General features: G+C 61.1%; 26 protein-coding genes. 24 read left to right on the top strand and 2 right to left on the bottom strand.

Going from position 1 to position 26,816, the window contains the following annotated elements; genetic code table 11:
- Nucleotides 1-5: 5 nt before the first annotated feature.
- The 17 genes from fliF to flhB all read left to right on the top strand — a co-directional run bounded on the left by fliF (nucleotide 6) and on the right by flhB (nucleotide 15,616).
- The gene (gene fliF / locus MLC59_RS04675) at nucleotides 6-1,718 is read left to right on the top strand and encodes a flagellar basal-body MS-ring/collar protein FliF (protein ID WP_248231331.1); all 1,713 of its coding nucleotides are present in this window, start codon (nucleotides 6-8) and stop codon (nucleotides 1,716-1,718) included.
- Nucleotides 1,711-2,748 carry a flagellar motor switch protein FliG gene (gene fliG / locus MLC59_RS04670; RefSeq protein ID WP_248231329.1) on the top strand — a complete coding sequence of 346 codons (1,038 nt, stop codon included), beginning with the start codon at nucleotides 1,711-1,713 and terminating at the stop codon, nucleotides 2,746-2,748. Before fliF ends, fliG begins: the two co-directional genes overlap by 8 nt.
- The gene (locus tag MLC59_RS04665; protein ID WP_248231327.1) at nucleotides 2,748-3,596 is read left to right on the top strand and encodes a flagellar assembly protein FliH; all 849 of its coding nucleotides are present in this window, start codon (nucleotides 2,748-2,750) and stop codon (nucleotides 3,594-3,596) included. The genes fliG and MLC59_RS04665 overlap by 1 nt, the downstream gene beginning before the upstream one ends.
- Entirely contained in the window at nucleotides 3,577-4,956 is a 1,380-nt protein-coding gene (gene fliI, locus MLC59_RS04660; RefSeq protein ID WP_248231325.1) for a flagellar protein export ATPase FliI, read from the top strand. The genes MLC59_RS04665 and fliI overlap by 20 nt, the downstream gene beginning before the upstream one ends.
- Nucleotides 4,953-5,396: a flagellar export protein FliJ gene (gene fliJ, locus MLC59_RS04655; protein ID WP_248231324.1), complete on the top strand. Its 444-nt coding sequence runs from the start codon at nucleotides 4,953-4,955 to the stop codon at nucleotides 5,394-5,396. Before fliI ends, fliJ begins: the two co-directional genes overlap by 4 nt.
- A gap of 193 nt (nucleotides 5,397-5,589) precedes the next feature.
- Complete coding sequence (locus MLC59_RS04650) at nucleotides 5,590-5,895, top strand: STAS domain-containing protein (protein ID WP_248231318.1); 306 nt, start codon at nucleotides 5,590-5,592, stop codon at nucleotides 5,893-5,895.
- A gap of 63 nt (nucleotides 5,896-5,958) precedes the next feature.
- Nucleotides 5,959-7,680: an ATP-binding SpoIIE family protein phosphatase gene (locus MLC59_RS04645; RefSeq protein WP_345799749.1), complete on the top strand. Its 1,722-nt coding sequence runs from the start codon at nucleotides 5,959-5,961 to the stop codon at nucleotides 7,678-7,680.
- A gap of 140 nt (nucleotides 7,681-7,820) precedes the next feature.
- Nucleotides 7,821-8,168, top strand: a complete 348-nt coding sequence (locus MLC59_RS04640) for an Hpt domain-containing protein (RefSeq protein ID WP_248231316.1) — start codon at nucleotides 7,821-7,823, stop codon at nucleotides 8,166-8,168.
- Nucleotides 8,169-8,317: 149 nt separating this feature from the next.
- Nucleotides 8,318-9,595: a flagellar hook-length control protein FliK gene (locus MLC59_RS04635; protein ID WP_248231314.1), complete on the top strand. Its 1,278-nt coding sequence runs from the start codon at nucleotides 8,318-8,320 to the stop codon at nucleotides 9,593-9,595.
- Between the two features lie 269 nt (nucleotides 9,596-9,864).
- Nucleotides 9,865-10,362 (top strand): flagellar basal body-associated FliL family protein, encoded by a 498-nt coding sequence (locus MLC59_RS04630; RefSeq protein ID WP_248231313.1) that lies wholly within the window; start codon nucleotides 9,865-9,867, stop codon nucleotides 10,360-10,362.
- Between the two features lie 74 nt (nucleotides 10,363-10,436).
- Nucleotides 10,437-11,435 (top strand): flagellar motor switch protein FliM, encoded by a 999-nt coding sequence (fliM, locus tag MLC59_RS04625; protein ID WP_248231312.1) that lies wholly within the window; start codon nucleotides 10,437-10,439, stop codon nucleotides 11,433-11,435.
- Nucleotides 11,428-11,937 (top strand): flagellar motor switch protein FliN, encoded by a 510-nt coding sequence (gene fliN / locus MLC59_RS04620; protein WP_248231311.1) that lies wholly within the window; start codon nucleotides 11,428-11,430, stop codon nucleotides 11,935-11,937. Before fliM ends, fliN begins: the two co-directional genes overlap by 8 nt.
- Nucleotides 11,934-12,404, top strand: coding sequence for a flagellar biosynthetic protein FliO (gene fliO, locus MLC59_RS04615; RefSeq protein WP_248231310.1), 471 nt, complete (start codon nucleotides 11,934-11,936; stop codon nucleotides 12,402-12,404). The genes fliN and fliO overlap by 4 nt, the downstream gene beginning before the upstream one ends.
- The gene (fliP, locus tag MLC59_RS04610) at nucleotides 12,404-13,150 is read left to right on the top strand and encodes a flagellar type III secretion system pore protein FliP (RefSeq protein ID WP_248231309.1); all 747 of its coding nucleotides are present in this window, start codon (nucleotides 12,404-12,406) and stop codon (nucleotides 13,148-13,150) included. Before fliO ends, fliP begins: the two co-directional genes overlap by 1 nt.
- Before the next feature lie 11 nt (nucleotides 13,151-13,161).
- Nucleotides 13,162-13,431: a flagellar biosynthesis protein FliQ gene (gene fliQ / locus MLC59_RS04605; protein WP_248231305.1), complete on the top strand. Its 270-nt coding sequence runs from the start codon at nucleotides 13,162-13,164 to the stop codon at nucleotides 13,429-13,431.
- 7 nt (nucleotides 13,432-13,438) lie between these two features.
- Complete coding sequence (gene fliR / locus MLC59_RS04600) at nucleotides 13,439-14,224, top strand: flagellar biosynthetic protein FliR (protein WP_248231304.1); 786 nt, start codon at nucleotides 13,439-13,441, stop codon at nucleotides 14,222-14,224.
- A gap of 255 nt (nucleotides 14,225-14,479) precedes the next feature.
- Nucleotides 14,480-15,616, top strand: a complete 1,137-nt coding sequence (flhB, locus tag MLC59_RS04595; protein ID WP_248231302.1) for a flagellar biosynthesis protein FlhB — start codon at nucleotides 14,480-14,482, stop codon at nucleotides 15,614-15,616.
- Nucleotides 15,617-15,875: 259 nt separating this feature from the next.
- On the opposite strand, the gene MLC59_RS04590 is transcribed toward flhB, so the two are convergent.
- Both MLC59_RS04590 and upp read right to left on the bottom strand, forming a co-directional pair.
- Nucleotides 15,876-17,177, bottom strand: a complete 1,302-nt coding sequence (locus MLC59_RS04590) for a uracil-xanthine permease family protein (RefSeq protein ID WP_248231300.1) — start codon at nucleotides 17,175-17,177, stop codon at nucleotides 15,876-15,878.
- A 1-nt stretch (nucleotide 17,178) separates the two neighbouring features.
- Nucleotides 17,179-17,817, bottom strand: coding sequence for a uracil phosphoribosyltransferase (gene upp / locus MLC59_RS04585; protein ID WP_248231299.1), 639 nt, complete (start codon nucleotides 17,815-17,817; stop codon nucleotides 17,179-17,181).
- A 194-nt stretch (nucleotides 17,818-18,011) separates the two neighbouring features.
- Between upp and flhA the strand changes: the two genes are divergently transcribed.
- From flhA to MLC59_RS04550, 7 genes are all read left to right on the top strand, one after another.
- The gene (gene flhA, locus MLC59_RS04580) at nucleotides 18,012-20,189 is read left to right on the top strand and encodes a flagellar biosynthesis protein FlhA (protein WP_248231468.1); all 2,178 of its coding nucleotides are present in this window, start codon (nucleotides 18,012-18,014) and stop codon (nucleotides 20,187-20,189) included.
- A gap of 24 nt (nucleotides 20,190-20,213) precedes the next feature.
- Nucleotides 20,214-21,557, top strand: a complete 1,344-nt coding sequence (gene flhF / locus MLC59_RS04575) for a flagellar biosynthesis GTPase FlhF (protein ID WP_248231298.1) — start codon at nucleotides 20,214-20,216, stop codon at nucleotides 21,555-21,557.
- Nucleotides 21,558-21,646: 89 nt separating this feature from the next.
- A complete protein-coding gene (locus MLC59_RS04570) occupies nucleotides 21,647-22,465 on the top strand; it encodes a MinD/ParA family protein (RefSeq protein WP_248231297.1) in 819 nt (272 codons plus the stop codon).
- A gap of 31 nt (nucleotides 22,466-22,496) precedes the next feature.
- Nucleotides 22,497-23,246 (top strand): RNA polymerase sigma factor FliA, encoded by a 750-nt coding sequence (locus tag MLC59_RS04565; RefSeq protein WP_248231290.1) that lies wholly within the window; start codon nucleotides 22,497-22,499, stop codon nucleotides 23,244-23,246.
- Nucleotides 23,247-23,440: 194 nt separating this feature from the next.
- Entirely contained in the window at nucleotides 23,441-23,824 is a 384-nt protein-coding gene (gene cheY, locus MLC59_RS04560; RefSeq protein WP_248231289.1) for a chemotaxis response regulator CheY, read from the top strand.
- 47 nt (nucleotides 23,825-23,871) lie between these two features.
- Nucleotides 23,872-24,654: a protein phosphatase CheZ gene (locus MLC59_RS04555; protein WP_248231288.1), complete on the top strand. Its 783-nt coding sequence runs from the start codon at nucleotides 23,872-23,874 to the stop codon at nucleotides 24,652-24,654.
- A gap of 13 nt (nucleotides 24,655-24,667) precedes the next feature.
- A complete protein-coding gene (locus tag MLC59_RS04550; protein ID WP_248231287.1) occupies nucleotides 24,668-26,803 on the top strand; it encodes a chemotaxis protein CheA in 2,136 nt (711 codons plus the stop codon).
- The last annotated feature ends 13 nt before the right edge of the window (nucleotides 26,804-26,816 follow it).

Below are 26,816 nucleotides of genomic sequence, written 5' to 3'. Positions count from 1 at the left end.
AATCCATGGCCAGTGTACCTGCAGACGCCACCTCCACCGAGCTGTCCACCACCGGCTCGGACACCGAGAACGAAAGCCGCAGCGACCTGTTGTTCGGCTTCAATCGCCTGAACCTGTTGCGGCAGATCGGCCTTATGGTAGGGCTGGCTGCCAGCGTGGCACTGGGCGTGGCTGTCGTGTTGTGGGCCCAGGAACCGGATTACCAGCCGGTACTGGGAGACCTGTCCAGTTACAACCCGGAAGATGTGTCCCGCATCCTTGACCAGAGTGGTATACAGTACCGTATGGACGGGCGCTCCGGCGCGTTGCTGGTGGCTTCCGATGATGTCTATGATGCCCGCCTGAAACTGGCTGCGGAGGGTGTGACAGACCGGGACACCATCGGCTATGAATTGCTGGACCAGGACCAGGGGCTGGGTACCTCCCAGTTTATGGAGACCGTCAGCTTCCGCCGGGGCCTGGAAGGCGAGCTCGCCCGCACGATTGGCAGCATGCGTAGCGTCAAGTCTGCCCGCGTCCACCTGGCGATTCCCGAGCGTTCCGTGTTCGTTCGTGATGCCCGTCAGCCCAGCGCGTCTGTCTTCCTGAATGTGTTTGCGGGTCGCCGGGTCGAGCAGGAGCAGATCAAGGCCATTGTTAACCTGGTAGCCGGCAGTGTGCCGGAAATGCAGCGCGACCAGGTCACGGTGGTGGACCAGAATGGCAACCTGCTTACCGGCCGTGATGAAGATGAAAGCCGCCGGGATATGCAGGAACAGTATGAGTACACCGAGCGGGTAGAAGATCGCCTTACCCGCCGGGTAGCCTCGATGATTGCACCGATTGTAGGCGACAGCCGCTTCCGGGCAGAGGTCAGCGCCGACCTGGATTTCTCGTCGGTGGAGCAGGCCGAAGAATTGTTCAACCCGGAGCAACAGGCCATACGCAGTGAGCGGGAGTCGTCCGAGCAGCGGGTCGCCGGGGCGCAAGGTGGGATTCCCGGAGCCCTTTCCAACCAGCCGCCGGGCGCCGCCACGGTGCCTGAGCAGGCTGGGGCAGGTAACGAGGACGATGACGAAGGTGGCCAGACCCAGCCGGTGGATATCCGCCGCGAGTCGACCCGCAACTACGAAGTGGACCGCACGGTCAGCTACATTCGCCAGGCCCAGGGCGACGTCAAACGTCTGACCGTGGCGGTGGCCGTGGATGACAAGCGGGTGGTCAGCCCGGATACCGGCGAGGTTACCTACCAGCCCTGGGAAGAACAGGAGCTGCAACGGCTCAATATGCTGGTTCGCGACGCCGTTGGTTACTCTGCTGCCCGGGGTGATAGTGTGACGGTGATGAACACCGCCTTCGCACCGGAAGAGTCGGTGGAATATGTGGAGCCATCGTTCTGGGAGCAACCCTGGTTCTGGAACCTGATGAAGCAGGTACTTGCCGGGGTGGTTATCCTGGCCCTGGTGCTGGGGCTGCTGCGTCCGGTGCTCAAGTCCATCTCCGGCGGTGGCCGCCGCGAGCGGGAAGATGACTTTGAATCTGGCGGCGGCTCCTACGATGACCTGGGCATGGGAGCGGACAAAGCCCTGGCGGATGCCATGGGCGGCCAGGACGAGCTGCTTTTGCCCGGGGCTACTGACAGCTATGATAGGCACCTGAACGCTTTGAAGGGGCTGATTGCCGAGGACCCGGCCCGGGTTGCCCAGGTAATGCGCCAGTGGGTGAACGTCGATGAGTGAAGAAAACCGCCAGGACGGGGACAAGAAACAGCTCCGCCGCAAGATTCCCCGGGTCGAGCAGGCCGCAATCCTGCTGATGTCCCTGGGTGAGTCCGACGCCGCCGAAATATTGCGCCATATGGGCCCGAAGGAAGTCCAGCGAGTGGGCGTAGCCATGGCCCAGATGAAAGATGTGAGCAAGGACGACGTGTCGTTCGTGCTCAATGAGTTCGTCGATGCGGTTGGTGGCCAGACGGGTCTGGGCGTCGGTAACGACGACTATATCCGCGCCATGCTGACCCAGGCCCTCGGCGACGACAAGGCTGCCAGCCTGATCGACCGGATCCTTATCGGTGGGAACACCACCGGCCTGGACACCCTCAAGTGGATGGAACCCCGGGCGGTGGGGGATATCATTCGCTATGAACACCCCCAGATCCAGGCCATTGTTATCTCCTACCTGGATCCGGACCAGGCCGCAGAAATCCTTGCCACACTCGATGAGAAGGTACGCCTGGACGTGATGATGCGGGTGGCCGCACTGGAAAGCATCCAGCCCCAGGCCTTGCAGGAGCTCAACGATATTCTCGAGAAACAGTTCTCCGGTGGTTCCGGTGCCCAGACCAGCCGCATTGGTGGCGTCAAACGTGCCGCGGATATCATGAACTTCATGGACCGGGCCATCGAAGGTGGCCTGATGGATTCCATCAAGGACATGGATCCGGACCTGGCCTCCACCATTGAGGACCTGATGTTTGTCTTCGACAACCTGGTGGAAGTGGACGACCGGGGCATCCAGGCCCTGTTGCGGGAAGTCTCTTCCGACGTGTTGGTTGTCGCGCTCAAGGGTGCGGATGATTCCGTCAAGGACAAGATTTTCCGCAATATGTCCAAGCGTGCGGCCGAGCTGCTGCAGGATGACCTGGAAGCCAAGGGCCCGGTCCGTGTCAGTGAAGTGGAAACGGCGCAGAAAGACATTATTACCATTGCCCGTCGAATGGCTGAAGCGGGTGAAATCACCCTCGGCGGTGCCGGCGAAGAAATGATGTGATGAAGGATTCCCGTCGCCGCGACAATATTCCCCGCGAAGAGCTCAGTGCCTGGGAACGCTGGGAGCTGCCCCTGTTGGATGGACAGGGTAACGAGGTGCCCCGCGAAGAAGAGGTCGAGGTCAAGCCCCTGACCGCCGCGGACATTGAAGCCATTCGCCAGTCTGCCTGGGAAGAAGGCAGGGAAGAGGGCCGCCGTTCAGGTCACGATGAAGGTTTCAAACAGGGAGCGGAAGAAGGCCGCGAACAGGGTTACCGGGAAGGCCGGGAAGCCGGTGAACAGGAAGGCCGGTCGCAGGCCGAGCAGGACACCCGCAGCACCATCGACGAAAAACTGGCGCGGCTGGAAAGCGTGATGGCTGAACTGGTCGCCCCCATCGAGCGGCACCAGGACGAGCTGGAATCCGCCCTGGTCAACCTGGCCACGGTGCTGGCCCGGGCGGTGATTCACCGGGAGCTGTCACTGGATTCGTCCCAGATCCGGCAGGTGGTTACCGATGCAGTAAACAGTTTGCCGTCCACCCGGGAAAACGTCCGCATACGGATCAATCCTTCCGACCAGGAATGGGTGAATGAGGTCGCCTCACGGCTGGATGCCGAGGTGTCGGTGACCACTGACGAATCCATCCTGGCCGGTGGTTGCAAGGTGGAAACCCGGCACTCACTGGTGGACTACACGATCGAGAAACGTTTCCAGAAAGCCGTCCAGGCCATGCTGGAAAAGCAGGTCGGCACTGCCTCCGCCGGTGAGGGCGATCAGCCGGGAGCGGCGATGGGAGACCTGTCCGATTTCCATCGTGAGGTGCTGGACGAGCCGGGGGAGTCCGACGATGACCAGCAGCCTGGCTGACCGGCTTCAGCAACTTTCCGCCAATATCCCCTCAGAGCCCGCACCGGAACTGTCCGGACGCCTGACCCGTATGGTCGGCCTGACCCTGGAGTGCGTGGGCTGCCCCATGGTGGTGGGCGACCGCTGCCTGATCCTGGGTCAGGGTGATGCCACAGTGGAAGCCGAGGTTGTTGGTTTTGAGGATGACCGGGTTTACCTGATGCCCCTGACCGCTATTGACGGGCTTCGTCCCGGCGCCCGCGTGGTGCCTCTCTCCGCTGCCAGCAAGGTGCCGGTGGGTGAAGGGTTGCTGGGCCGCGTGGTCAACGGTAATGGTGAACCCCTCGACAGTCATGGCCCGTTACGGGCGGAAGCCCGGGTGCCACTTACCGGTGAGATCATCAACCCCCTGGACCGGGCCCCGGTTCGCACCTCCATGGATGTGGGTATCCGTGCCATCAACAGCCTGCTGACCGTAGGCCAGGGTCAGCGCCTGGGCCTGTTTGCGGGCAGTGGTGTGGGCAAGAGTATGCTGCTGGGCATGATGACCCGTTTCACCGACGCTGATATCACCGTCGTTGGTCTGATCGGCGAACGGGGTCGGGAGGTCAAGGAATTCATCGACGACATCCTGGGGGAAGAGGGCCTTGCCCGTTCCGTGGTCGTTGCGTCGCCGGCGGATGACTCGCCCCTGATGCGCCTGCGGGCCGCCATGCTGACCACCCGTATTGCCGAGTACTATCGCGACCAGGGCAAGCGGGTGTTGTTGCTGATGGACTCCCTGACCCGTTACGCCCAGGCCCAGCGGGAAATCGCACTGGCGGTGGGTGAGCCGCCAGCCACCAAGGGTTATCCACCGTCGGTATTTGCCAAGCTCCCCCAGCTGGTGGAACGCACGGGCAACGGCAAGCCCGGGGGTGGGTCGATTACCGCGTTCTATACCGTGCTGACTGAAGGGGATGACCAGCAGGATCCGGTGGCGGATTCGGCCCGGGCTATCCTGGATGGTCATATCGTGCTTTCCCGCCGTCTGGCGGAAGAGGGGCACTACCCGGCCATTGATGTGGAGGCTTCCGTCAGTCGGGTGATGCCCCATGTCACCGAAAAAGATCACTTCGCCCGGGCCCAGCGCTTCAAGCAGGTCTATTCCCGCTATCAGCAGGCCCGTGACCTGATCAGCGTCGGTGCCTATGTAAAGGGCTCGGACCCGGAAACCGACTTTGCGATCCGCTACATTGATGCCATGCGGGACTTCCTGCAGCAGGGCCTGGATGAGGCGGCGCCCTTCGAACAGTCCGTCGAGCAATTGCTGGCGTTATTGCCGGCGAAGCCCGCCAAGGCACCTGGTGCGGAAAAGAACCAGGCCGGGGGTCGTGAATGACGGTGCGGTCGGAGCGTCTCCAGGTGGTGCTGGAGCTGGAGGAGCGCAAGGAACAACAGGCCCTGGACCGCATGAACGAGGTTCGCCGCCAGTGGCAGGCGGAGCAGGACCGACTCGCAGAGCTGCAGAGCTATCAACAGGAATACCACCAACAGATGCGCCAACAGCAGCAAGGTACCGTGCCGGTCTCCCGTTTGCAGGGGTGGCAGAGCTTTATCGCCCGGCTGGATCTGCTCATCGGTGAGCAGCAGGCCCGGGCCAGCCAGGCGGAACAACGGGTTGAACAGGCTCGGCAGCAATGGCAGCAGGCCTGGGAGCGCAGGCGTGGGATGGAAAGGTACATTGATACCTGCCGTGTCCAGGAGCAGCGCGCCCGCGACCTCGCTGAGCAGAAGCAGGCCGACGAAGCCGCCGCCCGTCAGTTTTCCCGCCGGCGCTGATCGCGGCGCCGATAGCACCCGCAATACAAATGCCTTTCCATTCGCTATCCTGTAGGGCGTAGTGGCCGTTCTGCAGCTGGACAAACGCCTTGCAGTGGCACCCGATTAACAGCAGGATTACCCAAACGATTCCAGCAGTCTGTGCCGCAGACATCCTGCAGACTCCTGGCCCCGGTTAGTGGAGGGAAACACCATGCCTGTGCATACCCGACAAAGCGACGACGGTGAAACCCGCACCATTGCCATTGAAGGGCGGTTTGATTTCAGTACCCACCAGGCGTTCCGTGACGCCTACGAAAAGGGCTCCGAGGGCGTTCATCACTGGGTGATTGATATGTCCGACACCAGTTACCTGGACAGCTCCGCCCTGGGTATGTTGCTGCTGCTGCGAGACTACGCCGGTGGTGACAAGGCCAGTATCCACATTGAAAACTGCAACGGTGACGTGCGCAGGATCCTGGCCATTTCCAATTTCGAGCAGTTGTTTTCCATTCGTTGACGATACCGTCGGGGATATTGCGGCCAGTGGCCACAATGCCCTCAGGGGTGAGAGGACGCACCCGTGACAGAGCCAGAGAATCCCAGACCATTGCGGCTGCTGATTGCCGATGACAGCAACACTGACCGACTGATCCTGCAGGCCATGTTGCGACGCCAGGGCCACGAGGTCCAGGCCGCGGAAGATGGCCAGGCTGCGTTGAAGCTCTATGACTGCTGGCAACCGGATATGGTGTTGCTGGATGTGATGATGCCACGCCTGGACGGCGTGGAGGCAGCCCGGCAAATCAAGGCCCTTGCCGGCGAAACCCTGGTGCCGGTGATCTTCCTGACCTCGCTGACCGATGCAGGGTCCCTGGCCCAGTGCCTGGACGCCGGCGGTGATGACTTCCTGCCCAAGCCCTACAATCCGGTGATTATCGAAGCCAAGCTCCGTGCCTTTGATCGCATGCGCCGCATGCATGAAACCCTTAGCCAGCAACGGGACCTGATCAAGGCGCGCAACGAACAGTTGCTGGAGGAGCAGATCATTGCCCGCCGGGTCTTTGACAACATCGCCCACACCGGCTGCCTGAACGCTCCCAATATCCGGTACCACGCCTCTCCGATGTCAGTGTTCAACGGTGACATCCTGTTTGCCTGCCCCCGTCCGGCCGGTGGAGTACACCTGCTGGTGGGGGATTTTACCGGCCACGGGCTGCCAGCCGCCATTGGTGCCCTGCCTGTGGCGGAGATTTTCTACGGTATGACCAGCAAAGGCTTCAGTGGGCCGGATGTATTGCGGGAGTTGAACCAGAAACTGGTGCGGATCCTGCCGACCGGAATGTTCTGCTGCGCGGCCTTTGCTGATGTGGACTTCCGGCAGGGCATGCTGCGGTTCTGGAATGGCGGCTTGCCGGATGGTTACCTGATGTACAAGAGCGGTGACCATCAGGCCCTCGCCTCAAGGCACCTGCCGCTGGGGATACTGGCGCCGGAGCGGTTTGTTGCCGCCATGGAGGAGTACCGGGTCGAGCCGGGAGACCAGCTTCTGCTGATGACCGACGGGGTGCTGGAGGCGGCCGATGAGCAGGGGCAACACTTTGGTGAGCGTCGGTTGGCCGAGACACTGGGGGCCCGGCCGACGGGCGCGTCACCGGTGGATCACCTGGTCCAGGCGGTACAGGGCTTCACTGGTAGTGCCCGGGAGAGTGACGACCTGACCCTGCTGGGCCTGAGGGTTACCGGCCAGGACCCGGTGGCCCTGCAGTCGGTCTCAGCCGCACGGTCGGCGGTGACCGGGCCGGCGTTCTGGCGCTGCAGCTACCAGGTGGAGGGGCAGACCCTGGGGCAGTTTAATCCGTTGCCCCTGTTACTCCACGTGTGTATGGCCGTGGCTGGCCTGCGACAACACAGCGGTGAGATCTACACCCTGCTGGCGGAGCTGTACAACAATGCCCTTGAACACGGGGTACTCGAGCTGCCTTCAGGCTGGAAAAATGGCCCGGAAGGCTTTTCCCGCTACTACGCTGAACGGGAGCGCCGGCTGGCCAGGGTTGATGGCCACTATATCCGCTTTGAACTGGAGCATCGCATGGAGGGTAATGGTGGACAGCTGGTGATACGGTGCCAGGATTCCGGTCGTGGCTTCGACCCTGATGCGCCGGAGGGTGAGGGCGGCACGAGCGTCTATGCGGGCCGGGGACTGAGCCTGATCCGCCAGTTGTCCAGTGGCCTGAGCTACAACAAACAAGGAAATCAGGCTGAAGTAGTATATGATTGGGAGTTATCCGAGAACGGGGGCTAACGCTCCCTGGCCAACCGGTAAAGCCTGTCGGGTTTGCTTGCGGGGCAGCGGACCGGGCTGTTATTTTCCCGGCTGGCTCGACTATGATCAGATAAACACATCAAGGGTCACCGCTACCGGTGGCTCCTGTGAGGTCGGTTATGAACACCAAGCCACACCTTGATGAAGAGGCCCTCGCGGAACTGCGGGATGTGATGGAGGATGAATTCGACATCCTCATACAGACGTACATCAATGACTCCCGTGAACGAATCCAGTCACTTCACCAGGCCCTGTCCGAGAATGATCCGGACGCGTTTTCCAGGACGGCTCACAGCTTCAAGGGCAGCAGCATCAATATCGGTGCCTCCCGCCTGGGTGACCTGTGCCTGCAAGTTGAAAAGGCTGGCCGTGAAGGTGACCTGGACGCTGCCCGCCAGGTCATGGCCCCCCTGGAGACCGAATTCGCCACCGTTCGTCGCCTGATGGAAGACGCACTCCTCGCCTGAGGCCTTGTCCGCAAGGCGCCCAGGCCAGAATCAGCGCTGCTCGCGCCGGCTCTTTTCCCTCCCTTGCCGTCTCTGGCATTGTGTTTGCAGGTTTCCTGGAAAACCCGCCTTACGTGCGGATTTCAGCGATTCTGCGGCAAGAGGTTGCCATGTCCTCAATGGTGCTTACTCAGTTACTTAACCCTGAACCGGGCGTTGACCGAAAGGCGCCTGGTAAAACCCCGTCCCCCCAGGCTCCGGCCGATAATGGCCCGAGCCGGTACGACGAAATTGTACGCCAACAGGAGAAGAGGCTGGAGCAATGGCGTCTCGAAGACCGGGCTCGCGACCGGAAAATGGAACAGGAACGCCAGGCGGAATCCCGTCGTACTGACAGCGCTGGCAAGGGCAGGGAAGAACAGGCAACCAGCCACCCGGAGGCCAGGGAGGCGGAGCCTGCCGCTAAAACGGCAAGGCAAGGCCGCCCAGAGGCGCCTGCGGATCGTAACGCCAGCTCGGAAGTGGACCCGGGTCGTAAGGGTCAGGCTGCCGACGCCGGGGGCAAACCTGAAACGGACACGGCAATCGATATCCGCTCCCTGGAAGAGCAAAGCGCCGAACTGCTGGACCTGGCCGAGGGGGCCGAGGCGCCGTTCATACTCGGCGTTAACGGACAGCTTCAGACAGGGACTGCCCAGGCTCTCAATGGTTCCCTGGCGGCTGGCTTGCTGGCGCCGGGACTGACCGGCCAGCAGCCCGGAGCATCCCCGACCGTTGGTAAACTCTTTACCGCCATGCTGGAAGCCGGCAAGGAATCCTCTGCGAAGGGCGGGGGCCTGCTGGCAGGGCTTCAGGGTGGCAGTAGTCAGCTGTCTGGCGAGTCATCGGGTAAGTTTGCGGATACGCTGATGGCCCGAATGTCGGCGCCCGAGCTGACCCAGTCCCTGAGCCAGTCAGCGACCCTGCGTGGGCAGGAGGCCCAGGCACTGATGCGCAGTTATACCACCAGTGTTGACTCGCCCGTTGGAGACAATGAATGGGGCGAGAAGGTTATGGGCAAGCTGGCCTGGCTGACCGCCAGCCAGATGTCGGTAGCGGAGATCCATATCACACCACCGGAGCTGGGCCCCCTTGATGTGCGGGTGCAGGTACAGAACGACCAGGCCACGGTAACGGTGCATGCCACTACTCCGGCGGTGAGGGAACAGCTCGAACTCCATGGCCACCGGCTGCGGGACATGCTCAGCGAACAGGGGCTCAGCCTCGAAGGCTTTGACGTGAGCGACTCCAGCAGCCGTGAAACCGCTGACCAGCAAGGTGATGGCGAGGGGCGCAGCGAACCTGGCCCCGGCCAGCTGGCCGATGAGGGCGACGACACTGATGCGGATACCATCGCGGCTGGCTCACTGGACCTGTCCTGGCGAGGCGAAGTGGACCTCTATGCCTGATTCCGGTTGATGGTTATTCCCTTTGCCGGAGTGCTCAAAGTATTCGCCACCGGGCGGGTCAGGGGTTACACTCTGGTGAGTTATGTCACAAACGCCAGCCATCAGGCTGGCGTTTGTGTTTGCGGGCCGGGGTGCTTCGGTTCGCAGGCTGACAGGGTTACACTCTGGCGACATAACTTCAGGCTTGGTCAGGATTGGCGCAGGGATTGCTTTAATCTCTTGCAAGGGGATTTCTGACCCGCATCGGCAAAAAATTGACGGACTCCGGAATGGCGGAAGACAACTCGGTGGCTGGGCCACCCAAAAAAGGCAAGTTCAAGACCATACTGCTGCTGGTCATTATCCTGGTTCTGGCGATTGGTCTGTCTGTGGCGGGTACACTCTGGTTCCTTACCAGGGGCGGGGAAGGTAACCCGGCCGCCCCGGCAGCCGCAGAAGAAGAGGCCTTTGTCCCGGCGAGTTACCTGGTGATGGAACGGCCGCTGGTTACCACCGTCCGCCATCCCGGCCGGCAGCGCTATATCCAGGTATACCTGGCCTTTGAGTCGGAGCAGGCGGATGCCCTGGCCGCGGCTGAAAAGCATATGCCGCTGGTCCGTAACAGGCTGATTTCCGAGCTGGGACAGCAGGAGTTCATGGTGCTGCAGACCCCGGAAGGTCGGCAGGGCCTGCCCGATCAATTGCTGGCTGCCGTCAATGAGACCCTGGCGGCAGAGGGGGAGCCCACCCTGGACCGGGTGCTGTTGCGCAACTTTGTTGTTCAGTAAAACACACGAAGGCCGGGTACCGGGATCGCTGACCGGTATACGTCCAGACTGCAGGCAGTCAGAGGCTGATAACGATGCAGGACTTACTCTCACAGGATGAAATCGATGCGCTGCTCCACGGGGTGGACGACGGCGATATCGACACCTATGACGAGGTTGATGACGAGGGGGTCAAGACCTATGACCTCGCCAGCCAGGACCGGATTGTCCGGGGGCGTATGCCGACCCTGGAAATGGTCAACGAACGGTTCGCCCGTTATACACGCATCAGTCTGTTCAACCTCCTGCGCCGAAATGCCGACGTTTCCACAGGCGGCATCCAGATCATGAAGTTCGGGGAGTACATCCATACTCTCTATGTGCCTACCAGTCTGAACCTGGTCAAGGTCCGGCCGTTGCGGGGCACTGGTCTGTTTATTCTCGATGCCAAGCTGGTGTTCAAGCTGGTGGACAACTTCTTCGGGGGTGAGGGGCGCCATGCCAAGATTGAGGGCAGGGAATTCACCCCCACCGAGACCCGCATCGTGCAGATGGTACTCAACCAGGTCTTTGTGGATATGAAAGAGGCCTGGCATGCGGTGCTGAAGGTCGACTTCGAGTACCTCAGCTCCGAGGTCAATCCGGCCATGGCCAATATTGTCAGCCCCAGTGAGGTGGTGGTTATCAGCACCTTCCATGTGGAGCTGGACGGCGGCGGCGGTGAACTGCACATGGCATTGCCGTATTCCATGATCGAGCCCATACGGGAAGTGCTCGATGCGGGTGTCCAGAGTGATATAGACGATGTGGACGAGCGCTGGGTCAATGCCCTGCAGGAAGATATCAAGGAAGTCCTGGTGCCGGTCAACGCGACAGTATGCCGGCGCCGTATTTCCCTGCGAGATGTGGCCAAGTTCAAGCCAGGTGATGTGATTCCCGTGGAGATGCCGGAAGCGCTGGACATGACGGCAAACGGTATTCCCATCTACAAGGCAACCCTGGGTACCCGCGACGGCAAGATGGCCTTGAGAATCAAGGAGCGTACCCGGCTTCCGAAGGTGAAGAAACAACTGAAGGTAGGTAAACATGGCTGACGATAACAAAGACGAACGCGAGCTCAGCGAAGACGAAAAGCTGGCTGCCGAGTGGGAAGCGGCCATGGAAGAATCCGGCGACAGCGACGAAAAGGAAGGTGAAGACCGGGCCGACGAATGGGCCGCTGCCATGGCCGAGGCCGAGGATTCTGAAGAGGACCCCGGCAAGCAGGTGAGAACTGCGCCCATGGAAGATTTCGGGGTCGGGTCAGAGTCCGGCAGCGTGCCGGCCACCGAGCCGGACCTGGATGTCATCCTGGACATCCCGGTGACCATTTCCATGGAAGTGGGCAACACTCAGATTCCGATACGCAACCTGCTTCAGTTGAACCAGGGGTCCGTGATCGAACTGGACCGCCTGGCCGGTGAGCCACTGGATGTGCTGGTTAATGGCACCCTGATTGCCCACGGTGAGGTGGTAATGGTGAACGAGAAGTTCGGTATTCGCCTGACCGATGTGATCAGCCCCGGTGAGCGCATCAAGCGCCTTCAGAAATCATGACACAGGCACGTGCCGCGGCGTTGGTCGCCTGGCTGATGGTACCTGCCGTGAGCCTTGCACAGGACGAAACCGTTCAGCAGGCGCCGGAGCGCAGTGGTAGCCAGTCCGATGCGGTTGCCACCCTGGCCACCATGGGTATTGGCCTGCTGGTGGTGGTGGCACTGATTTTTGGATGTGCCTGGCTGATCCGCCGCATGAACGGACTGACCGGCATGAACAGCGGCGCCATGAAGGTTATTTCGGTCATGGCCCTGGGTGCACGCGAGCGCATCGCCCTGATTGACGTGGCTGGCACCCAGATACTGGTGGGCATTACCCCCAGCTCCATCCGCACCCTCCATGTGTTTGATGAACCGGTCGTGGCGCCGGGCCAGGCTGTCAACGGTGACTTCGCCAGGAAGCTGCAAAGCCTTATGGGACGGCACTGGAAACCTGGCGACACCGGTCGGAAGGGGGAGTCAGACTGATGCGCTGGTTGTTGCTGCTGGCGGGTCTTGCACTGGCCCCGGATGTGTTTGCCCAGGACGGCATTGGCGGTATACCGGGCATTCCGGCCGTCACCGTGACGCCGGGAGAGCAGGGGGAAGAGTACTCGGTCACCCTGCAGATTCTGGCCTTCATGACGGCGCTGACCTTCCTGCCCGCCATGTTGATGATGATGACGTCGTTTACCCGCATCATCGTGGTCTTCGCCATCCTGCGCCAGGCCCTCGGACTGCAATCCACGCCCTCCAACCAGATCCTGCTGGGGCTGGCGCTGTTCCTCAGTATCTTCATCATGAAGCCGGTCTTCGAAGAGGCCAACCAGGTGGGGCTGCAACCCTACCTGGCAGAGGAGATGACCTCCATCGAGGCCGTGGAGGCCGCCAGTGGACCCTTCCGGGAGTTCATGCTGGCCCAGACCCGCGAGAGTGACCTGGGCCTGTTTATGCGCATTGCTGACGAGCAGTACGATACCCCGGAGGACGTCTCTTTCTGGGTGCTGATGCCGGCCTTTGTGACCAGTGAGCTGAAAACCGCGTTCCAGATCGGCTTCATTTTGTTCATCCCGTTCCTGATTATCGACATGGTGGTGGCCAGTGTGTTGATGGCCATGGGGATGATGATGCTGTCACCGATCATCATCTCACTGCCGTTCAAGATCATGCTGTTTGTACTGGTGGACGGATGGGCCCTGATCATGGGCACCCTGGCCGCCAGCTACGGAATATAGGGAGGCCTGCCATGACGCCGGAAACCGCCATCGACATCATGCGTGAAGCGCTGTGGATGATCGTGATGCTGGCGGCCTTTATCATCGGCCCCGGCCTGGTGATTGGCCTGGTGGTGAGTACCTTTCAGGCGGCCACCCAGATCAACGAGCAGACCCTGAGTTTCCTGCCACGGTTGCTGGTCACCTTGCTGGTGATTATCTTTGCGGGTCCCTGGATGCTGACCCAGCTGATTGACCATGCCGAGGGGCTGATTGGCAGCATCCCCTACCTGATCGGATGAGGCGGGCATGATTCCCGCCGACCTCAGCGCGGACGTTCTGAGCCAGTGGGTGGGGCAGCACCTGTGGCCGCTGTTCCGCATCGCCAGTTTCTTCATGGTGATCCCGTTTATCGGCACCCAGCTGGTGCCGGCGAGGATTCGCCTGGGCCTGGCACTGTTGACCACGATCCTTGTAGTGCCCATGCTGCCGCCGGTGCCCCAGGTGGAGGCCATGAGTGGCGAGGCCGTCATTATCACGTTGCAGCAGATTCTGATCGGCGTGGGTATGGGCTTTGCGCTGACGGCCCTGTTCCAGCTGTTTACCATCGCCGGGCAGATGATCGCCATGCAGATGGGCCTGGGCTTTGCGTCCATGAACGACCCCTCCCACGGGGTCAATGTGACGGTTCTCTCCCAGATCTACACCATTACGATCACGCTGCTGTACCTGGCCATGAACGGGCACCTGGTGGCAATCGAGGTGTTCCTGGAGAGTTTCCGCACCCTGCCCATTGGCCTTGAGGGGTTGGGGCAGGAGGGAGTCTGGCAGCTGGCCCACCGGATTTCGTGGATGTTTGCTGCTGCCCTGTTGCTGGCTTTGCCGGCGGTGACGGCGGTGTTTATCGTGAATATTTCCTTTGGTGTGATGACCCGGGCGGCGCCCCAGATGAACATCTTTGCCCTGGGTTTCCCGATTGGCCTGATTTTTGGATTGTTTGCCATATGGGTGCTGCATGCCAATTTTCTGCCGCACTTTGAGCAGTATACCCGTGAGACTTTTGAGTTTATGAGACAGCTTCAGGGACAGCCTTGAAATTCTTACAAACAATACCCTGGCGTTGCCTTTTATCTGTGTGCAGGGTCACGGCTAGGGTACCCCTTTCTGAAACACGCCCCGCAAGTACGTCCCTGGCCGATTTATGCTCCTGCAAAATCGGCACTCCCGCCATCCGTGGCGGTCGTAGAGCGCGGGCGGCGCCGCATGTGGCGCCTCACGGTTCCGGAAAGGAGCACCCCGGCCATGCCCTTTTAACTGTGTGCCGCGCCTGCTTGGACTTTGATTGCTGATATGGCCGAAGAGAACGACAACAGTCAGGAGAAAACGGAAGAGCCGACGCCCCGACGCCTTGAGAAGGCCCGGGAGGATGGCCAGACCGCTCGTTCCAAGGAACTGGCCACCATGGCTGTGCTGCTGGCTGGGGCCGGCGGGCTTCTGGTGTTTGGCAAGAGCATGGCCATTTCCATGGAGCAGATCATGCGGGGCGCCTTTGTGCTGGAGCGGGGGGAAATCTTTGATACCCGCTTTATGAGTACCCAGCTGATTGGCTCCGCATGGGAAGCAACCGTGGCCCTTGGTCCGCTGCTGTTGTTGCTGTTGATTGCGTCAATCGCCGGGCCCATCGGTATCGGCGGTTTGCTGTTCAGTGGCAAGGCCATTGCCCCCAAGCTGAATCGTATGGACCCCCTCAAGGGTCTGAAACGGATGTTCTCTGCCCGGTCGCTGGTTGAGCTGGTCAAGGCGATTCTGAAGGTGAGCCTGGTGCTGGCGGTGGCGATCCTGATACTGAACCTGCGTACCGAGGATCTGCTGAGTATTTCCGAGGAGCCGACGGTACCGGCCATGGCCCATGTGGTGTGGACCATGGCGTGGAGTTTTTTCTTCCTGGCCTGTGCCACCATCGTTATCGCCGTCATTGATGTGCCGTTCCAGATCTATGATCACCAGAAAAAACTGCGGATGACGAAGCAGGAGGTGAAGGACGAGTACAAGGACACGGAAGGCAAGCCGGAGGTGAAGGGCAAGATTCGTCAGCTGCAGCGGGAGATGGCCCAGCGGCGGATGATGGCGGATGTGCCGGGCGCCGATGTGGTTATCACCAACCCGACTCATTACGCGGTGGCGTTGAAGTACGACCAGAACTCGATGGGAGCGCCGGTGGTGGTGGCCAAGGGTTCAGACGAGGTGGCCTTCAAGATCATGGAGGTTGCCCGGGAGAACAAGGTGGAGCTGCTGCGTACGCCGCCACTGACCCGTGCGGTCTACCACAACACCAAGGTGGGGGAGGAGATTCCCGACGGGCTGTACATGGCGGTGGCCCAGGTGCTGGCCTATATCTTCCAGCTGCGGCAGTTCCGCAAGGGGCATGCGCCCAAGCCGACTATGCCGAACTTCCCCATTCCCAAGGATATGCGTCGGGATATATAAGTTCATGCTCAGCGCTTCGTAGCGTAGGGCAAGCGCAACCCCCTATACATTTCTAATACAACCGATATCGACCAGAGTAACTGGCGGTGAACAGGGGGGAGGCTTTTGGAGCAGCGACAGGGATGTCGCGGAAGCATTGGGGTGGCAGGACGCCCCTCCAATGCGGCGGAAAAAGCCTCCCCCCTGGTTGCCGCCTACCCCATAACCCGCAGGCTAGGGACAGAGGTAGACGACTTCCGTCCGAGGGAAGGATTCACCCTCAGTGCTCGTGGTGAACACGTTCCCCCCAGGCACTGTCAGAGCCCGGCAAAACCAGGTTCAGCAGAATGGCAACGATGCCACACAGGGCGATACCCTCAACCCCGAAGATCGTCATACCACCGATGCCGAACACCAGCGTCACACCCACGATCACCAGGTTGCGGGCCTGGGACAGGTCCACCTGGTTGCGGATCAGGCTGTTCAGCCCCACCACCGCAATGGAACCGAACAGCAGGCACAGGATGCCACCCATCACCGGCACCGGAATCGTCTGCAGGGCGGCGCCGAACTTGCCCACGAAGGCCAGTACAATTGCCACGCCTGCAGCCCACAGCATCACCCGCGGATTGAAGTTCTTCGTCAGCATCACCGCTCCGGTTACTTCTGAGTAGGTGGTGTTGGGTGGCCCGCCAAGGAACGCGGCGGAGCTGGTGGCCAGGCCGTCGCCCAGCAGTGTGCGGTGCAGGCCAGGCTTCTTGAGGAAGTTCTTGCCGGTCACGTTGCTGATCGCCAGCACGTCGCCGATGTGCTCAATGGCCGGGGCAATGGCCACCGGAATCATGAACAGGATGGCACCCCAGCTGAACGAAGGACTCTGGAAGGCCGGCATGGAAAACCAGGCGGCTTCCGCAATGGGGGAGAAGTCCACGATAACCGGGGTTACCTCGAACACACCGGCCAGCCAGGTAAGCAGGTAGCCAACGATAATGCCGACCATAATCGGAATCAGCCGGAAAATGCCTTTCGCCCATACGGAAACCACGATGGTCACCAGCAGGGAAATCATGGCAATCACAATGGCAGGCTTGTAGGGCACCAGTTCGGCGGAACCATCACCGGTGTGGCCGGTGGCCATGTTCACCGCGACCGGGGCCAGGCCCAGGCCGATGACCATGATTACAGGGCCAATGACCACAGGCGGCAGCAGGCGGTTAATGAAACCGGTGCCCCGCAGGCGCACGGCGCCGCTGAGCAGGATATAGAGGATACCGGCCGCCACCAGGCCGCCGAGAATCTCCGGAATGGAGAACTGGCTCTTGGCCGCCATGATCGGCGCGATAAAGGCAAAGGAAGAGGCCAGGAACACGGGCACCTTGCCACCGGTGACAATATGGAAAATCAGCGTGCCAAGGCCGGCAGTGAACAATGCCACGCTCGGGTCCAGGCCGGTGAGCAGGGGCATCAGCACCAGGGCACCAAAAGCCACCAGCAGCATCTGGGAGCCGGCCAGGGCCTGGCGCCAGACGGGCTCGCCGGCGTAGTCTTCCCTCAGGGATGTGGTGTGATCAGCATCCTGCATATCAGACATCCTTCTGCTTGGTGCCGAAGATCTTGTCGCCGGCATCCCCAAGACCGGGAAGGATGTAGCCTTTCTCGTTCAGGCGCTCGTCCACCGAGGCGGTATAGATGGACACGTCGGGGTGCTTCTCGAGAACCTTCTCCACGCCTTCCGGGGCCGCGACCAGGACCAGTGCGCGGATTTCCGTGCTGCCTGCCTTTTTCAGCAGGTCGATGGTGGAGATGAGCGAGCCCCCGGTTGCCAGCATGGGGTCGACGATCAGCGCCATGCGCTGGTCCAGTTCGCCCACCAGTTTTTCCAGGTAGGTGGAGGCTTCCAGGGTTTCCTCGTTGCGAATCTGGCCCACCACGCTGACCCGGGCCACCGGGATCAGGCTAAGTACACCGTCCATCATGCCCAGGCCTGCCCGCAGGATGGGTACGATGGTGACCTTTTTACCGCCGATCTGTTCCACCTCTACCGGGCCTGCCCAGCCATCGATGGTTTCCTTGCTCAGGGTGAAGTCCTTGGTGGCTTCATAGGTCAATAACGACGCTAGTTCCTGGGCCAGTTCGCGGAAATTCTTGGTGCTGATATCGGCGCGGCGCATCAGGCCGAGTTTGTGCTGGATAAGCGGGTGTTTGACTTCGTGAATGGGCATGGTTCACCTGTCAGCTGGTCGGGTGGGATTTGCGCAAGGATACCGTATCGAAGCGACTCAGTCAGGGGGGATTCTGGAGAAAATGTAAGAAATGGTATGGATCTTGCCGCTAGTCCCTGTAAGTCGGCCAGGGCGTCAAAAAATCGGCCCCGGCCTTTGCAGCAAGAACGACCAGTGTGGAGAGATCCGTCAACATGGACCGGGCCCTTGTCCTGAATAACGTCAAATCCCTGACGCGGGGAAACCTGGGCATTCCGATTATGCTCATGGCACTGCTGGGCATGATGATCCTGCCCATGCCGGCGTTCCTGCTGGACGTGCTCTTTACCTTCAATATTGCCCTGTCCATTACCATCCTGCTGGTGTGCGTCTACGCTTTGCGGCCCATGGAGTTTGCGGCCTTCCCGACGGTGCTGCTGGTAGCGACCCTGTTGCGACTGGCCCTGAATGTGGCCTCTACCCGGATTGTCCTGCTTAACGGCCACGAGGGCGGCGATGCCGCCGGTAAGGTGATCGAGTCGTTCGGTGCGGTGCTGATCGGCGGTAACTACGCCGTGGGTATAGTGGTGTTCGCCATCCTGATGATTATTAACTTCCTGGTGGTCACCAAGGGTGCCGGCCGGGTGTCTGAGGTCAGCGCCCGGTTTACCCTTGATGCGATGCCTGGCAAGCAGATGGCTATCGACGCCGACCTTAATGCGGGCCTGATCAACCAGGATGATGCCAAGCACCGGCGGGAAGAAATCGCCCAGGAGGCCGACTTCTACGGCTCCATGGACGGTGCCAGCAAGTTCGTTAAAGGGGACGCCGTCGCCGGCCTGCTGATTCTGTTTATCAACCTTATTGGCGGCATCGGCATCGGCATGATCCAGCACGGCCTGGACTTTGCCAGTGCCACCCAGAACTACGCCTTGCTGACCATCGGTGACGGCCTGGTGGCCCAGATTCCGTCACTGCTGTTGTCGACCTCGGCGGCCATCATGGTAACCCGGGTCACCACCAGCCAGGATATGGGCGGGCAGATCCTCAAGCAGATGTTCGATGCCCCCAAGGCCCTGGCCATTGCCGCTGCTATCCTGATCCTGCTCGGGCTGATTCCCGGTATGCCCCATGTCGCCTTCCTGGGACTGGGCCTGTTGGCGGCCGGTGCCGCCTGGTGGGTCTGGAAGCAGGGCCGCCAGGCTGTGGAAGAAGACGGCAGCAGCGGCTGGCCGGCGGCTGCCCGCAGTGGTGGCGGCCAGCCGGCGCCGTCTGGTGGTGCCCGCCCGGAGGCGGCCGACCAGGGGCAGGGCTTGCCGGCACCGCCGGAGAACAGGGAGCTGGGCTGGGACGATGTGGCCACGGTAGACATCGTCGGGCTGGAAGTGGGTTATCGCCTGATTCCGTTGGTGGACAAGTCCCAGGGCGGTCAGCTGCTCAGCCGCATCAAGGGCGTTCGCAAGAAGCTGTCCCAGGACATGGGCTTCCTTATGCCGTCCGTGCATATCCGTGACAACCTGGACCTGATGCCCAACGTCTACCGGATCACCCTGATGGGCGTCACCATCGCCGAGGCGGAGATTCATCCCGAGCGGGAACTGGCCATCGATCCCGGTCAGGTGTTTGGTCAGGTGGAAGGTATTGCCGGCAAGGACCCGGCCTTTGGCCTGGATGCCATCTGGATCGAGCCAGACCAGAAAGATAACGCCCAGACCCTCGGTTATACCGTGGTGGATGCCAGTACTGTGGTGGCCACCCACCTGAACCAGATCCTGCAGAGCCACGCCCACGAACTGCTGGGCCACGAGGAAGTGCAAAAGTGGCTGGACCAGCTGGAGAAGGTCTCGCCCAAGCTGTCGGAAGAGCTGGTGCCCACCACCGTGTCTATCTCCATTTTGTTGAAAGTGCTGCAAAGCCTGCTGCGGGAGGAGGTGCCGATACGGGATATGCGGTCCATTGCCGAAGCCATCGTTAACGTCCATCCCAAGAGCCAGGACCCGAACGTGCTGACCACGGCGGCCCGCCAGGCCCTGCGACGGATGATTGTGCAGAGCATCTGCGGCAACGACCAGGAGATTCCGGTAATCACTCTGGATCCGGAACTGGAACAGTTATTGCTGAAGAGTCAGCAACAGAGTCAACAATCCGGCGGTGGTGACGACATCGGCATGGTGCTCGAGCCAGGTATGGTGGAGAAGTTACAGCGGTCCCTGCAGGAGAGTGCGCAGCGGCAGGAAATGATGGGCAAGCCCGCCATCCTGTTGGTATCAGCGCCCCTGCGGCCCGTACTGGCGAAGTTCGCCAGCTACGGGGTAGAACGCCTGCACGTGCTGTCGTACCAGGAAGTGCCGGATAACAAGCAGGTCACCATCGTGGCGTCGGTCGGTAAGTAACGACCCACTGGGAGGTAGAGACAGATGAAAGTAAAACGGTTCTTTGCGGCAACCATGTCCGCTGCCCTCAAGCAGGTCCGCGAGTCCATGGGCGATGACGCGGTAATCCTGTCCAGCCGCCGGGTCGATGGCGGTGTGGAGATTGTGACGGCACTGGACTATGACGAAAACATGGCCCGCCAGAAACTTGGCGATGCAGCGGTAGACGCCACCAGTGACGGCCGGCTGGCGGAATTACAGGCGGAGCAACACCTGCGCCTGCAGGATGAGCTTGATCGCTCTCGCAGTCGTATCCGGCACCTGCGTGAGCAGCGGGGTGGCTATGAGCCCCGCCAGCGTCACGAAGAGCTCCAGGATCACCTTGACACCGAGAGCCTGCCTTCGCTGTCGGAAAACCGTCAGCCCGAGGCGGCCGGGGCACAGGTCGACAATGCTGAGGGTGCCGGCAGCAATGAACTCGCGGCGATGCGTCGTGAACTGGACTCGCTGCGGGCGATGATCAGTGAACAGGGAACTGGCGCTGTTGCGTCGTTCGCCAGCTCGCAGGAGCATACCCCGGAGGCGCCGGACGCGGTGCGCAAGCGGCTGGCGGAGCGTCTGGAAGAATTTGGCATGAGCAGCACCCTGGCCGACACGCTGGCCCGCCAGAGTGGTCGCGGCAAGCTGGAAGACAACTGGAAGCGGGCTCTGCGCACACTGGCCGCGGGTCTGAAAACCGGCAACAGTGACTGGGCGACCCGTGGTGGTATCTACGCTCTGGTGGGTCCCACCGGCTCCGGCAAGACCACCACCATCGGCAAGATTGCCGCCCAGTACGTACTGGAGCATGGTGCCGACTCCCTGGCGCTGGTGACCACCGATCGCTACCGGGTGGCAGCCCATGAGCAACTGTTCGTGTTTGGTCGTATCCTGAATGTACCGGTACGGGTGGTGGATGACAGCCACAGCCTGGATGACGTGCTGGATGAGCTGGAAGGCCGCCATATGGTGCTGATCGATACTGCCGGCCTGTCCGGCGCCGACCCCGGATGCCAGGAGCAGCTGGCAGAGCTGGCGAACAGCCGGCACCGTGTCAGTCCGCACCTGGTCGTTCCGGCGACCAGCCAGCCCAGGATCATGAAATCCATGTGGCATTGCTATAAGATGTCGGGTCTTGCAGGCTGCATCATGACCAAGCTGGATGAGGCGCTGACCCTCGGCGAGGTTCTCGGGTTTGCGCTGGAAACCGCCCTGCCGGTTGCCTGGGTCACTGATGGCCAGAAGATTCCGCAGGACCTTCACCCGGCCAATGCGGCATCACTGGTGCGCCTGGGTGTGGAACGCCTGCGGGACGTACGCAAGCAGCAGACCATGGCAGAAGGTGCCTGAGTGGCCCTTGCCGGCAGCCGGACGTGGTCGGCACCCTGCAGGCTTATTGGTATGAATGAGAACAACCTCAGCGGGAACAGACAACCACTATGAGCAGACCACATCCGGTTCAGGTAATCGCAGTCACCGGTGGCAAGGGTGGCGTGGGCAAGAGCAATGTTTCGGTCAACCTGGGAATTGCCCTGTCGCAAATGGGCCGCCGGGTTATCCTGCTGGATGCCGACCTGGGCCTGGCGAATATTGATGTGCTGCTGGGAATCGGCGCCAAGCGTAACCTGGCCGACGTACTGTCCGGTGAGTGTGACCTTCGTGATGTGCTGGTGAATGGCCCGGGTGGCATAAAGATCGTGCCTGCTTCGTCGGGCACCCAGCGTATGACCCAGCTTTCACCCATGGAACATGCCGGGCTGATTAATGCGTTCAGCGAACTGGGTGACCAGGTGGATGTCCTGATTGTCGATACGGCCGCCGGTATTTCGGAGAGCGTGGTCAGTTTCCTGCGTGCTGCCCAGGAGTTGTTGCTGGTGGTCTGTGACGAGCCGACGTCAATCACCGATGCCTATGCCCTGATCAAGCTGATGAACCGCGACTATGGTGTCAATCGTTTCCGCATCCTCGCCAACCAGGTCCGTAATGAGCAGGAAGGCAAGCATCTGTTCGGTAAACTGACCCGGGTCACTGAGCGGTTCCTTGATGTTGCATTACAATACGTGGGCATGGTTCCTTACGACGAATCTGTGCGCAAGGCAGTGCAACGTCAGAGGGCGGTACTGGACGCTTACCCCCGGGCCAAGGCGTCACTGGCCATCAAGGCCCTGGCGGAGCAGGTCGACAACTGGCCCCTGCCTACATCGCCCCGGGGGCACCTGGAGTTTTTCGTTGAGCGCCTGGTAGGTAGTAACGCCTGATCCATTCCTGAAGTACGGGTTAACCGGATACATGACATTGGCCAGAAGACTCGGAATTTACCACCAGACCGGTCGGGGCAGTACCCATCAGCTGGTTGAGCAGCATGCGCCGCTGGTCAAGAAAATCGCCCTGCACCTGATGGCCCGGCTGCCCGACTCCGTTCAGCTGGACGACCTGATCCAGGCTGGCATGGTCGGCCTGCTGGAAGCTGCGGCCAAGTACCAGGATGACCGGGGTGCCTCCTTTGAAACCTACGCCGGCATTCGCATACGCGGCGCCATTGTGGACGAAATCCGCAAGGGTGACTGGGTTCCCCGTTCGGTCCATCGCAATGCCCGCCGTGTCGCGGCTGCCATCAAGGCGGTTGAGGACCGGGAAGGGCGCGAAGCCCAGGACCAGGAAGTGGCCGACGAGCTGGGCATGACCCTGACCGAATACCACTCCTGCCTCAGTGACGCCAGCTCCGGTCGACTTTTTTCCCTCGATGAGCTCAATGAAACCGGAGAGCTGCCGATACACGAACAGGAAGCCACGGATAATCCGCTGGATGATGTGTCCGGAGCGGCATTCCGCCAGAACCTCGCATCGGCCATCAATGATCTGCCGGAGCGGGAAAAGCTGGTGTTGAGCCTGTACTACCAGGACGAACTGAACCTGAAGGAAATCGGCGCGGTACTCGGCGTCAGTGAAAGCCGGGTCAGCCAGATCCACAGCCAGGCCGCACTGCGGTTGCGGGGCCGGCTGTCGGACTGGCAGGCCGGGGATGCAGGCGCCCTCTGACGCCTGGCACGGTCCGGGCAGACAGACGGTTACAGCAGAATCGTTCGATAACACATTGAAACGGTAAGCATCGCTCAGGCTGCTAGAATGACGCCACAGCTGAGGATCTGACAGCAGTGCAGGCAGGTTATCGCCTGCCAAAGGCCCGCACAGGGCCAGGTCAATATTCCGGCGACGACCAACTGGAGGTCCCATTGGACAAGAACATGAAAATTCTCATCGTGGACGACTTCTCCACGATGCGACGGATCATCAAGAACCTGCTCCGTGATCTCGGATTCACCAACACCGACGAGGCGGATGACGGCAATACCGCCTTGCCCATGCTCAAGACGGGCAAGTACGACTTCCTGGTGACCGACTGGAACATGCCGGGCATGTCCGGGTTCGATTTGCTCAAGGCGGTACGGGCCGACGAAGACCTGAAGGATCTGCCGATCCTGATGGTGACGGCCGAGGCCAAGCGCGACCAGATCGTGGCGGCGGCCCAGGCCGGCGTCAACGGCTATGTGGTCAAGCCGTTCACGGCCGCCGTACTCAAGGAGAAGATCGAGAAGATCTTCGAGCGAATCCAGTAAGGCCGCCAGCGCCTTGAACCCTGAACTGACTGTCCGGATGTGCTCCCATGAGCGAAGACAAACAGAACAGCCCCGGCCTGGACCCGGAAACCACCAGCAAGCTCAAGGAACAGGCCCAGGAGCTTGTTGAGCAGGTCAATGCCGGTGACTATGCCCGGGCCATGACCCTGATCAATGACCTGAGCGAGGTGAGGGATCAGAGTCTGTACCGGGAAGTGGGTCGCCTGACCCGCAGCCTCCACGAGGCCATCCGCAATTTCCAGATCCAGCCGCAGAATGCGGAGCAGCAGGAAGCCCTGTCCAAGATGTCCGATGCCTCGGACCGGCTTCAGTACGTGGTGGAAATGACCGGCAAGGCCGCCAACCGCACCATGGACCTGGTGGAAGATGCCATGCCCCGGGCCAACGCCATGTGTGAACAGGCGCGATCCTTGCGGGATGACTGGCAACGGCTGCGGCGCCGGGAGATGGCTCCGTCCGAGTTCCGTGAGCTGTATGGCCGCATTGACCGGTTCTTCGAGAGCCTGGCCGACGACGCCGAGAAGATGTACACCGATCTCTCGGAAATCCTGCTGGCGCAGGATTTCCAGGACCTGACCGGGCAGGTGATCCAGAAGGTCACCGCCCTGGTGAAAGAAGTAGAAGAGAACCTGCTGAGCCTTGTTGTGATGGCCAGCCACGTGGACCAGCTCACCGGAACCGTCCACGAAATCAAGGAAAAGGATGCCTCGATCAAGGGGGAAGGACCCCAGATGCGCGCCGCAGAGCGGTCTGACGTTGTGTCCGGACAGGACGACGTTGACGACCTGCTGTCCAGTCTCGGCTTTTAAGTGAGGTAGTTGCATGGCATTTGATGCAGACGAAGAGATTCTCCAGGACTTCCTGGTGGAGGCCGGGGAAATCCTGGAACAGCTCTCTGAACAACTGGTGGACCTGGAACAGCACCCGGAAGACAGTGATCTGCTCAATGCCATCTTCCGTGGCTTTCACACCGTCAAGGGGGGGGCCGGGTTCCTCCAGCTCGAAGCGCTGGTCAACTGCTGTCACTCGGCCGAGAACGTGTTTGACACGCTGCGTAACCACAAGCGTGCCGTCACTTCGGACCTGATGGACGTGGTGCTGCAGGCCCTGGATAACGTCAACGCCATGTTCGACCAGGTACGCAACCGGGAAGAACCAACCCCGGCACCCCAGTCGCTGATCGACACCCTCGGGCAGTACGCCCTGCCTGAGGGTGAGTCACCCCTGGACAGCCAGGCCGACGCCCCGGCTGCACCTGCACAAGAGGCTACGGCCACTGCTGGTGGTGACGACCACGGTGATATTACCGACGATGAATTTGAGCAGCTGCTGGATGCCCTTGACGATGGCAAGGGAAGCGTAGCCGACAAAGCTCCCGCTGATGCCGGTGCTGGTGAGGCCAGCGGCCCGTCAGACAGTGATGATATCAGCGACGACGAATTCGAGGCCCTGCTGGACCAGCTTCATGGCAAGGGCAGGTTCTCCGGCGAAGTGGCTTCCACTGACGTGCCGGACCCGGATGAAGGTACCGGGGAGGCGCCTGCAGGCGATGACGACAAAGCCAGCGCTGGCGACAGCGACCTGATTACAGACGACGAGTTCGAGCGCCTGCTTGACGACCTCCACGGCAAGGGCAAGAGCCCGGCGCATTCGGCCGGTGCGGCAAATCCAGAGCAGCCCGCACCAAAGGCTGCCAGCGACAAGCCAGCCGAGAAGAAGCCAGAGCCGGCGCCTGAGCCCGCCAAGCCGGCAGCGGCGGCCAAGTCAGCGAGCCCTGCCCAGACAAACCAGGCGCCGGCGGAAACCTCGGTGCGGGTGGATACCCGGCGGCTGGACGACATCATGAATATGGTGGGTGAACTGGTCCTGGTCCGTAATCGCCTGCAGCGCCTGGGCTCGGAGAGTGAAGACAGTGAGGTGCACAAGGCGGTTTCCAACCTGGATGTCGTCACTACGGACCTTCAGTCTGCTGTCATGGCGACCCGGATGCAGCCCATCAAGAAGGTATTCGGGCGCTTTCCCCGTGTGGTCCGTGACCTGGCCCGGAACCTGAAGAAAGAAATCAACCTGGTCATGCACGGCGAAGACACGGACCTGGACAAGAACCTGGTGGAAGCCCTGGCCGATCCGCTGGTGCACCTGGTGCGCAACTCCGTGGACCATGGCATCGAAATGCCCGATGCCCGTGAGCAGGCCGGCAAGCCACGCCAGGGCACGGTCACCCTGTCGGCAGAGCAGGAAGGGGATCATATCCTGCTGTCCATCGAGGACGACGGCGGCGGTATGGATCCGGAAAAATTGCGTCGCAAGGCGGTAGAGAAGGGCATCTACGACCAGGATGCGGCAGACCGCCTGACCGACAACGAGTGTTTCAACCTGATCTTCGCCGCCGGTTTCTCCACCAAGGACCAGATCTCCGATGTGTCCGGTCGTGGTGTCGGCATGGACGTGGTGAAGACCAAGATTAGCCAGCTCAATGGCCAGGTCCATGTGGAATCCAGTCCGGGCAAGGGTACGGCGATCCGTATCAAGGTGCCGCTGACCCTGGCGATCATGCCCACATTGATGATCATGCTGGGCAACCAGTCCTTTGCCCTGCCGCTGGTCAACGTGGTGGAGATTTTCCACCTGGACCTGAGCAAGAAAAATGTTGTCGACGGTCGTGAATGCATCGTCGTGCGGGACAAGGTCTTCCCGCTGTTCCATATCAAGCGGTGGCTGGTGCCCTCGGATACCGGCACGGCCGAGCCTGAGAATGCCCATGTGGTGATCGTGGCCATGGGCACGCGCCAGGTGGGCTTTGTGGTGGACCAGCTGATTGGCCAGGAAGAGGTGGTTATCAAACCGTTGGGTCGTGCCTTGCAGGGCACGCCGGGCATGGCGGGTGCCACCATTACCGGCGATGGCCGCATCGCCCTGATCATTGATGTGCCCAGCCTGTTGCAGCACTACGGCTGACCGGACGGGTATC

It is taken from the genome of Marinobacter bryozoorum, assembly GCF_023156245.1.
Lineage (GTDB): Bacteria > Pseudomonadota > Gammaproteobacteria > Pseudomonadales > Oleiphilaceae > Marinobacter > Marinobacter bryozoorum.
The sequence above is the reverse complement of the archived record's forward strand: the minus strand, read 5'-3'. Positions and strand labels throughout refer to the sequence as shown.

Coding starts and splice junctions, on each gene's coding strand:
- fliQ (WP_248231305.1), top strand. CDS start 13,162: ATGACGCCGGAAACCGCCATCGACATCATGCGTGAAGCGCTGTGGATG.
- flhA (WP_248231468.1), top strand. CDS start 18,012: ATGGACCGGGCCCTTGTCCTGAATAACGTCAAATCCCTGACGCGGGGA.
- MLC59_RS04570 (WP_248231297.1), top strand. CDS start 21,647: ATGAGCAGACCACATCCGGTTCAGGTAATCGCAGTCACCGGTGGCAAG.
- fliP (WP_248231309.1), top strand. CDS start 12,404: ATGCGCTGGTTGTTGCTGCTGGCGGGTCTTGCACTGGCCCCGGATGTG.
- fliM (WP_248231312.1), top strand. CDS start 10,437: ATGCAGGACTTACTCTCACAGGATGAAATCGATGCGCTGCTCCACGGG.
- MLC59_RS04550 (WP_248231287.1), top strand. CDS start 24,668: ATGGCATTTGATGCAGACGAAGAGATTCTCCAGGACTTCCTGGTGGAG.
- MLC59_RS04665 (WP_248231327.1), top strand. CDS start 2,748: ATGAAGGATTCCCGTCGCCGCGACAATATTCCCCGCGAAGAGCTCAGT.
- MLC59_RS04555 (WP_248231288.1), top strand. CDS start 23,872: ATGAGCGAAGACAAACAGAACAGCCCCGGCCTGGACCCGGAAACCACC.
- flhB (WP_248231302.1), top strand. CDS start 14,480: ATGGCCGAAGAGAACGACAACAGTCAGGAGAAAACGGAAGAGCCGACG.
- MLC59_RS04590 (WP_248231300.1), bottom strand. CDS start 17,177: ATGCAGGATGCTGATCACACCACATCCCTGAGGGAAGACTACGCCGGC.
- fliI (WP_248231325.1), top strand. CDS start 3,577: ATGACCAGCAGCCTGGCTGACCGGCTTCAGCAACTTTCCGCCAATATC.
- fliJ (WP_248231324.1), top strand. CDS start 4,953: ATGACGGTGCGGTCGGAGCGTCTCCAGGTGGTGCTGGAGCTGGAGGAG.
- fliR (WP_248231304.1), top strand. CDS start 13,439: ATGATTCCCGCCGACCTCAGCGCGGACGTTCTGAGCCAGTGGGTGGGG.
- MLC59_RS04635 (WP_248231314.1), top strand. CDS start 8,318: ATGTCCTCAATGGTGCTTACTCAGTTACTTAACCCTGAACCGGGCGTT.
- fliN (WP_248231311.1), top strand. CDS start 11,428: ATGGCTGACGATAACAAAGACGAACGCGAGCTCAGCGAAGACGAAAAG.
- MLC59_RS04650 (WP_248231318.1), top strand. CDS start 5,590: ATGCCTGTGCATACCCGACAAAGCGACGACGGTGAAACCCGCACCATT.
- fliO (WP_248231310.1), top strand. CDS start 11,934: ATGACACAGGCACGTGCCGCGGCGTTGGTCGCCTGGCTGATGGTACCT.
- MLC59_RS04630 (WP_248231313.1), top strand. CDS start 9,865: ATGGCGGAAGACAACTCGGTGGCTGGGCCACCCAAAAAAGGCAAGTTC.
- upp (WP_248231299.1), bottom strand. CDS start 17,817: ATGCCCATTCACGAAGTCAAACACCCGCTTATCCAGCACAAACTCGGC.
- fliG (WP_248231329.1), top strand. CDS start 1,711: ATGAGTGAAGAAAACCGCCAGGACGGGGACAAGAAACAGCTCCGCCGC.
- MLC59_RS04640 (WP_248231316.1), top strand. CDS start 7,821: ATGAACACCAAGCCACACCTTGATGAAGAGGCCCTCGCGGAACTGCGG.
- flhF (WP_248231298.1), top strand. CDS start 20,214: ATGAAAGTAAAACGGTTCTTTGCGGCAACCATGTCCGCTGCCCTCAAG.
- fliF (WP_248231331.1), top strand. CDS start 6: ATGGCCAGTGTACCTGCAGACGCCACCTCCACCGAGCTGTCCACCACC.
- MLC59_RS04565 (WP_248231290.1), top strand. CDS start 22,497: ATGACATTGGCCAGAAGACTCGGAATTTACCACCAGACCGGTCGGGGC.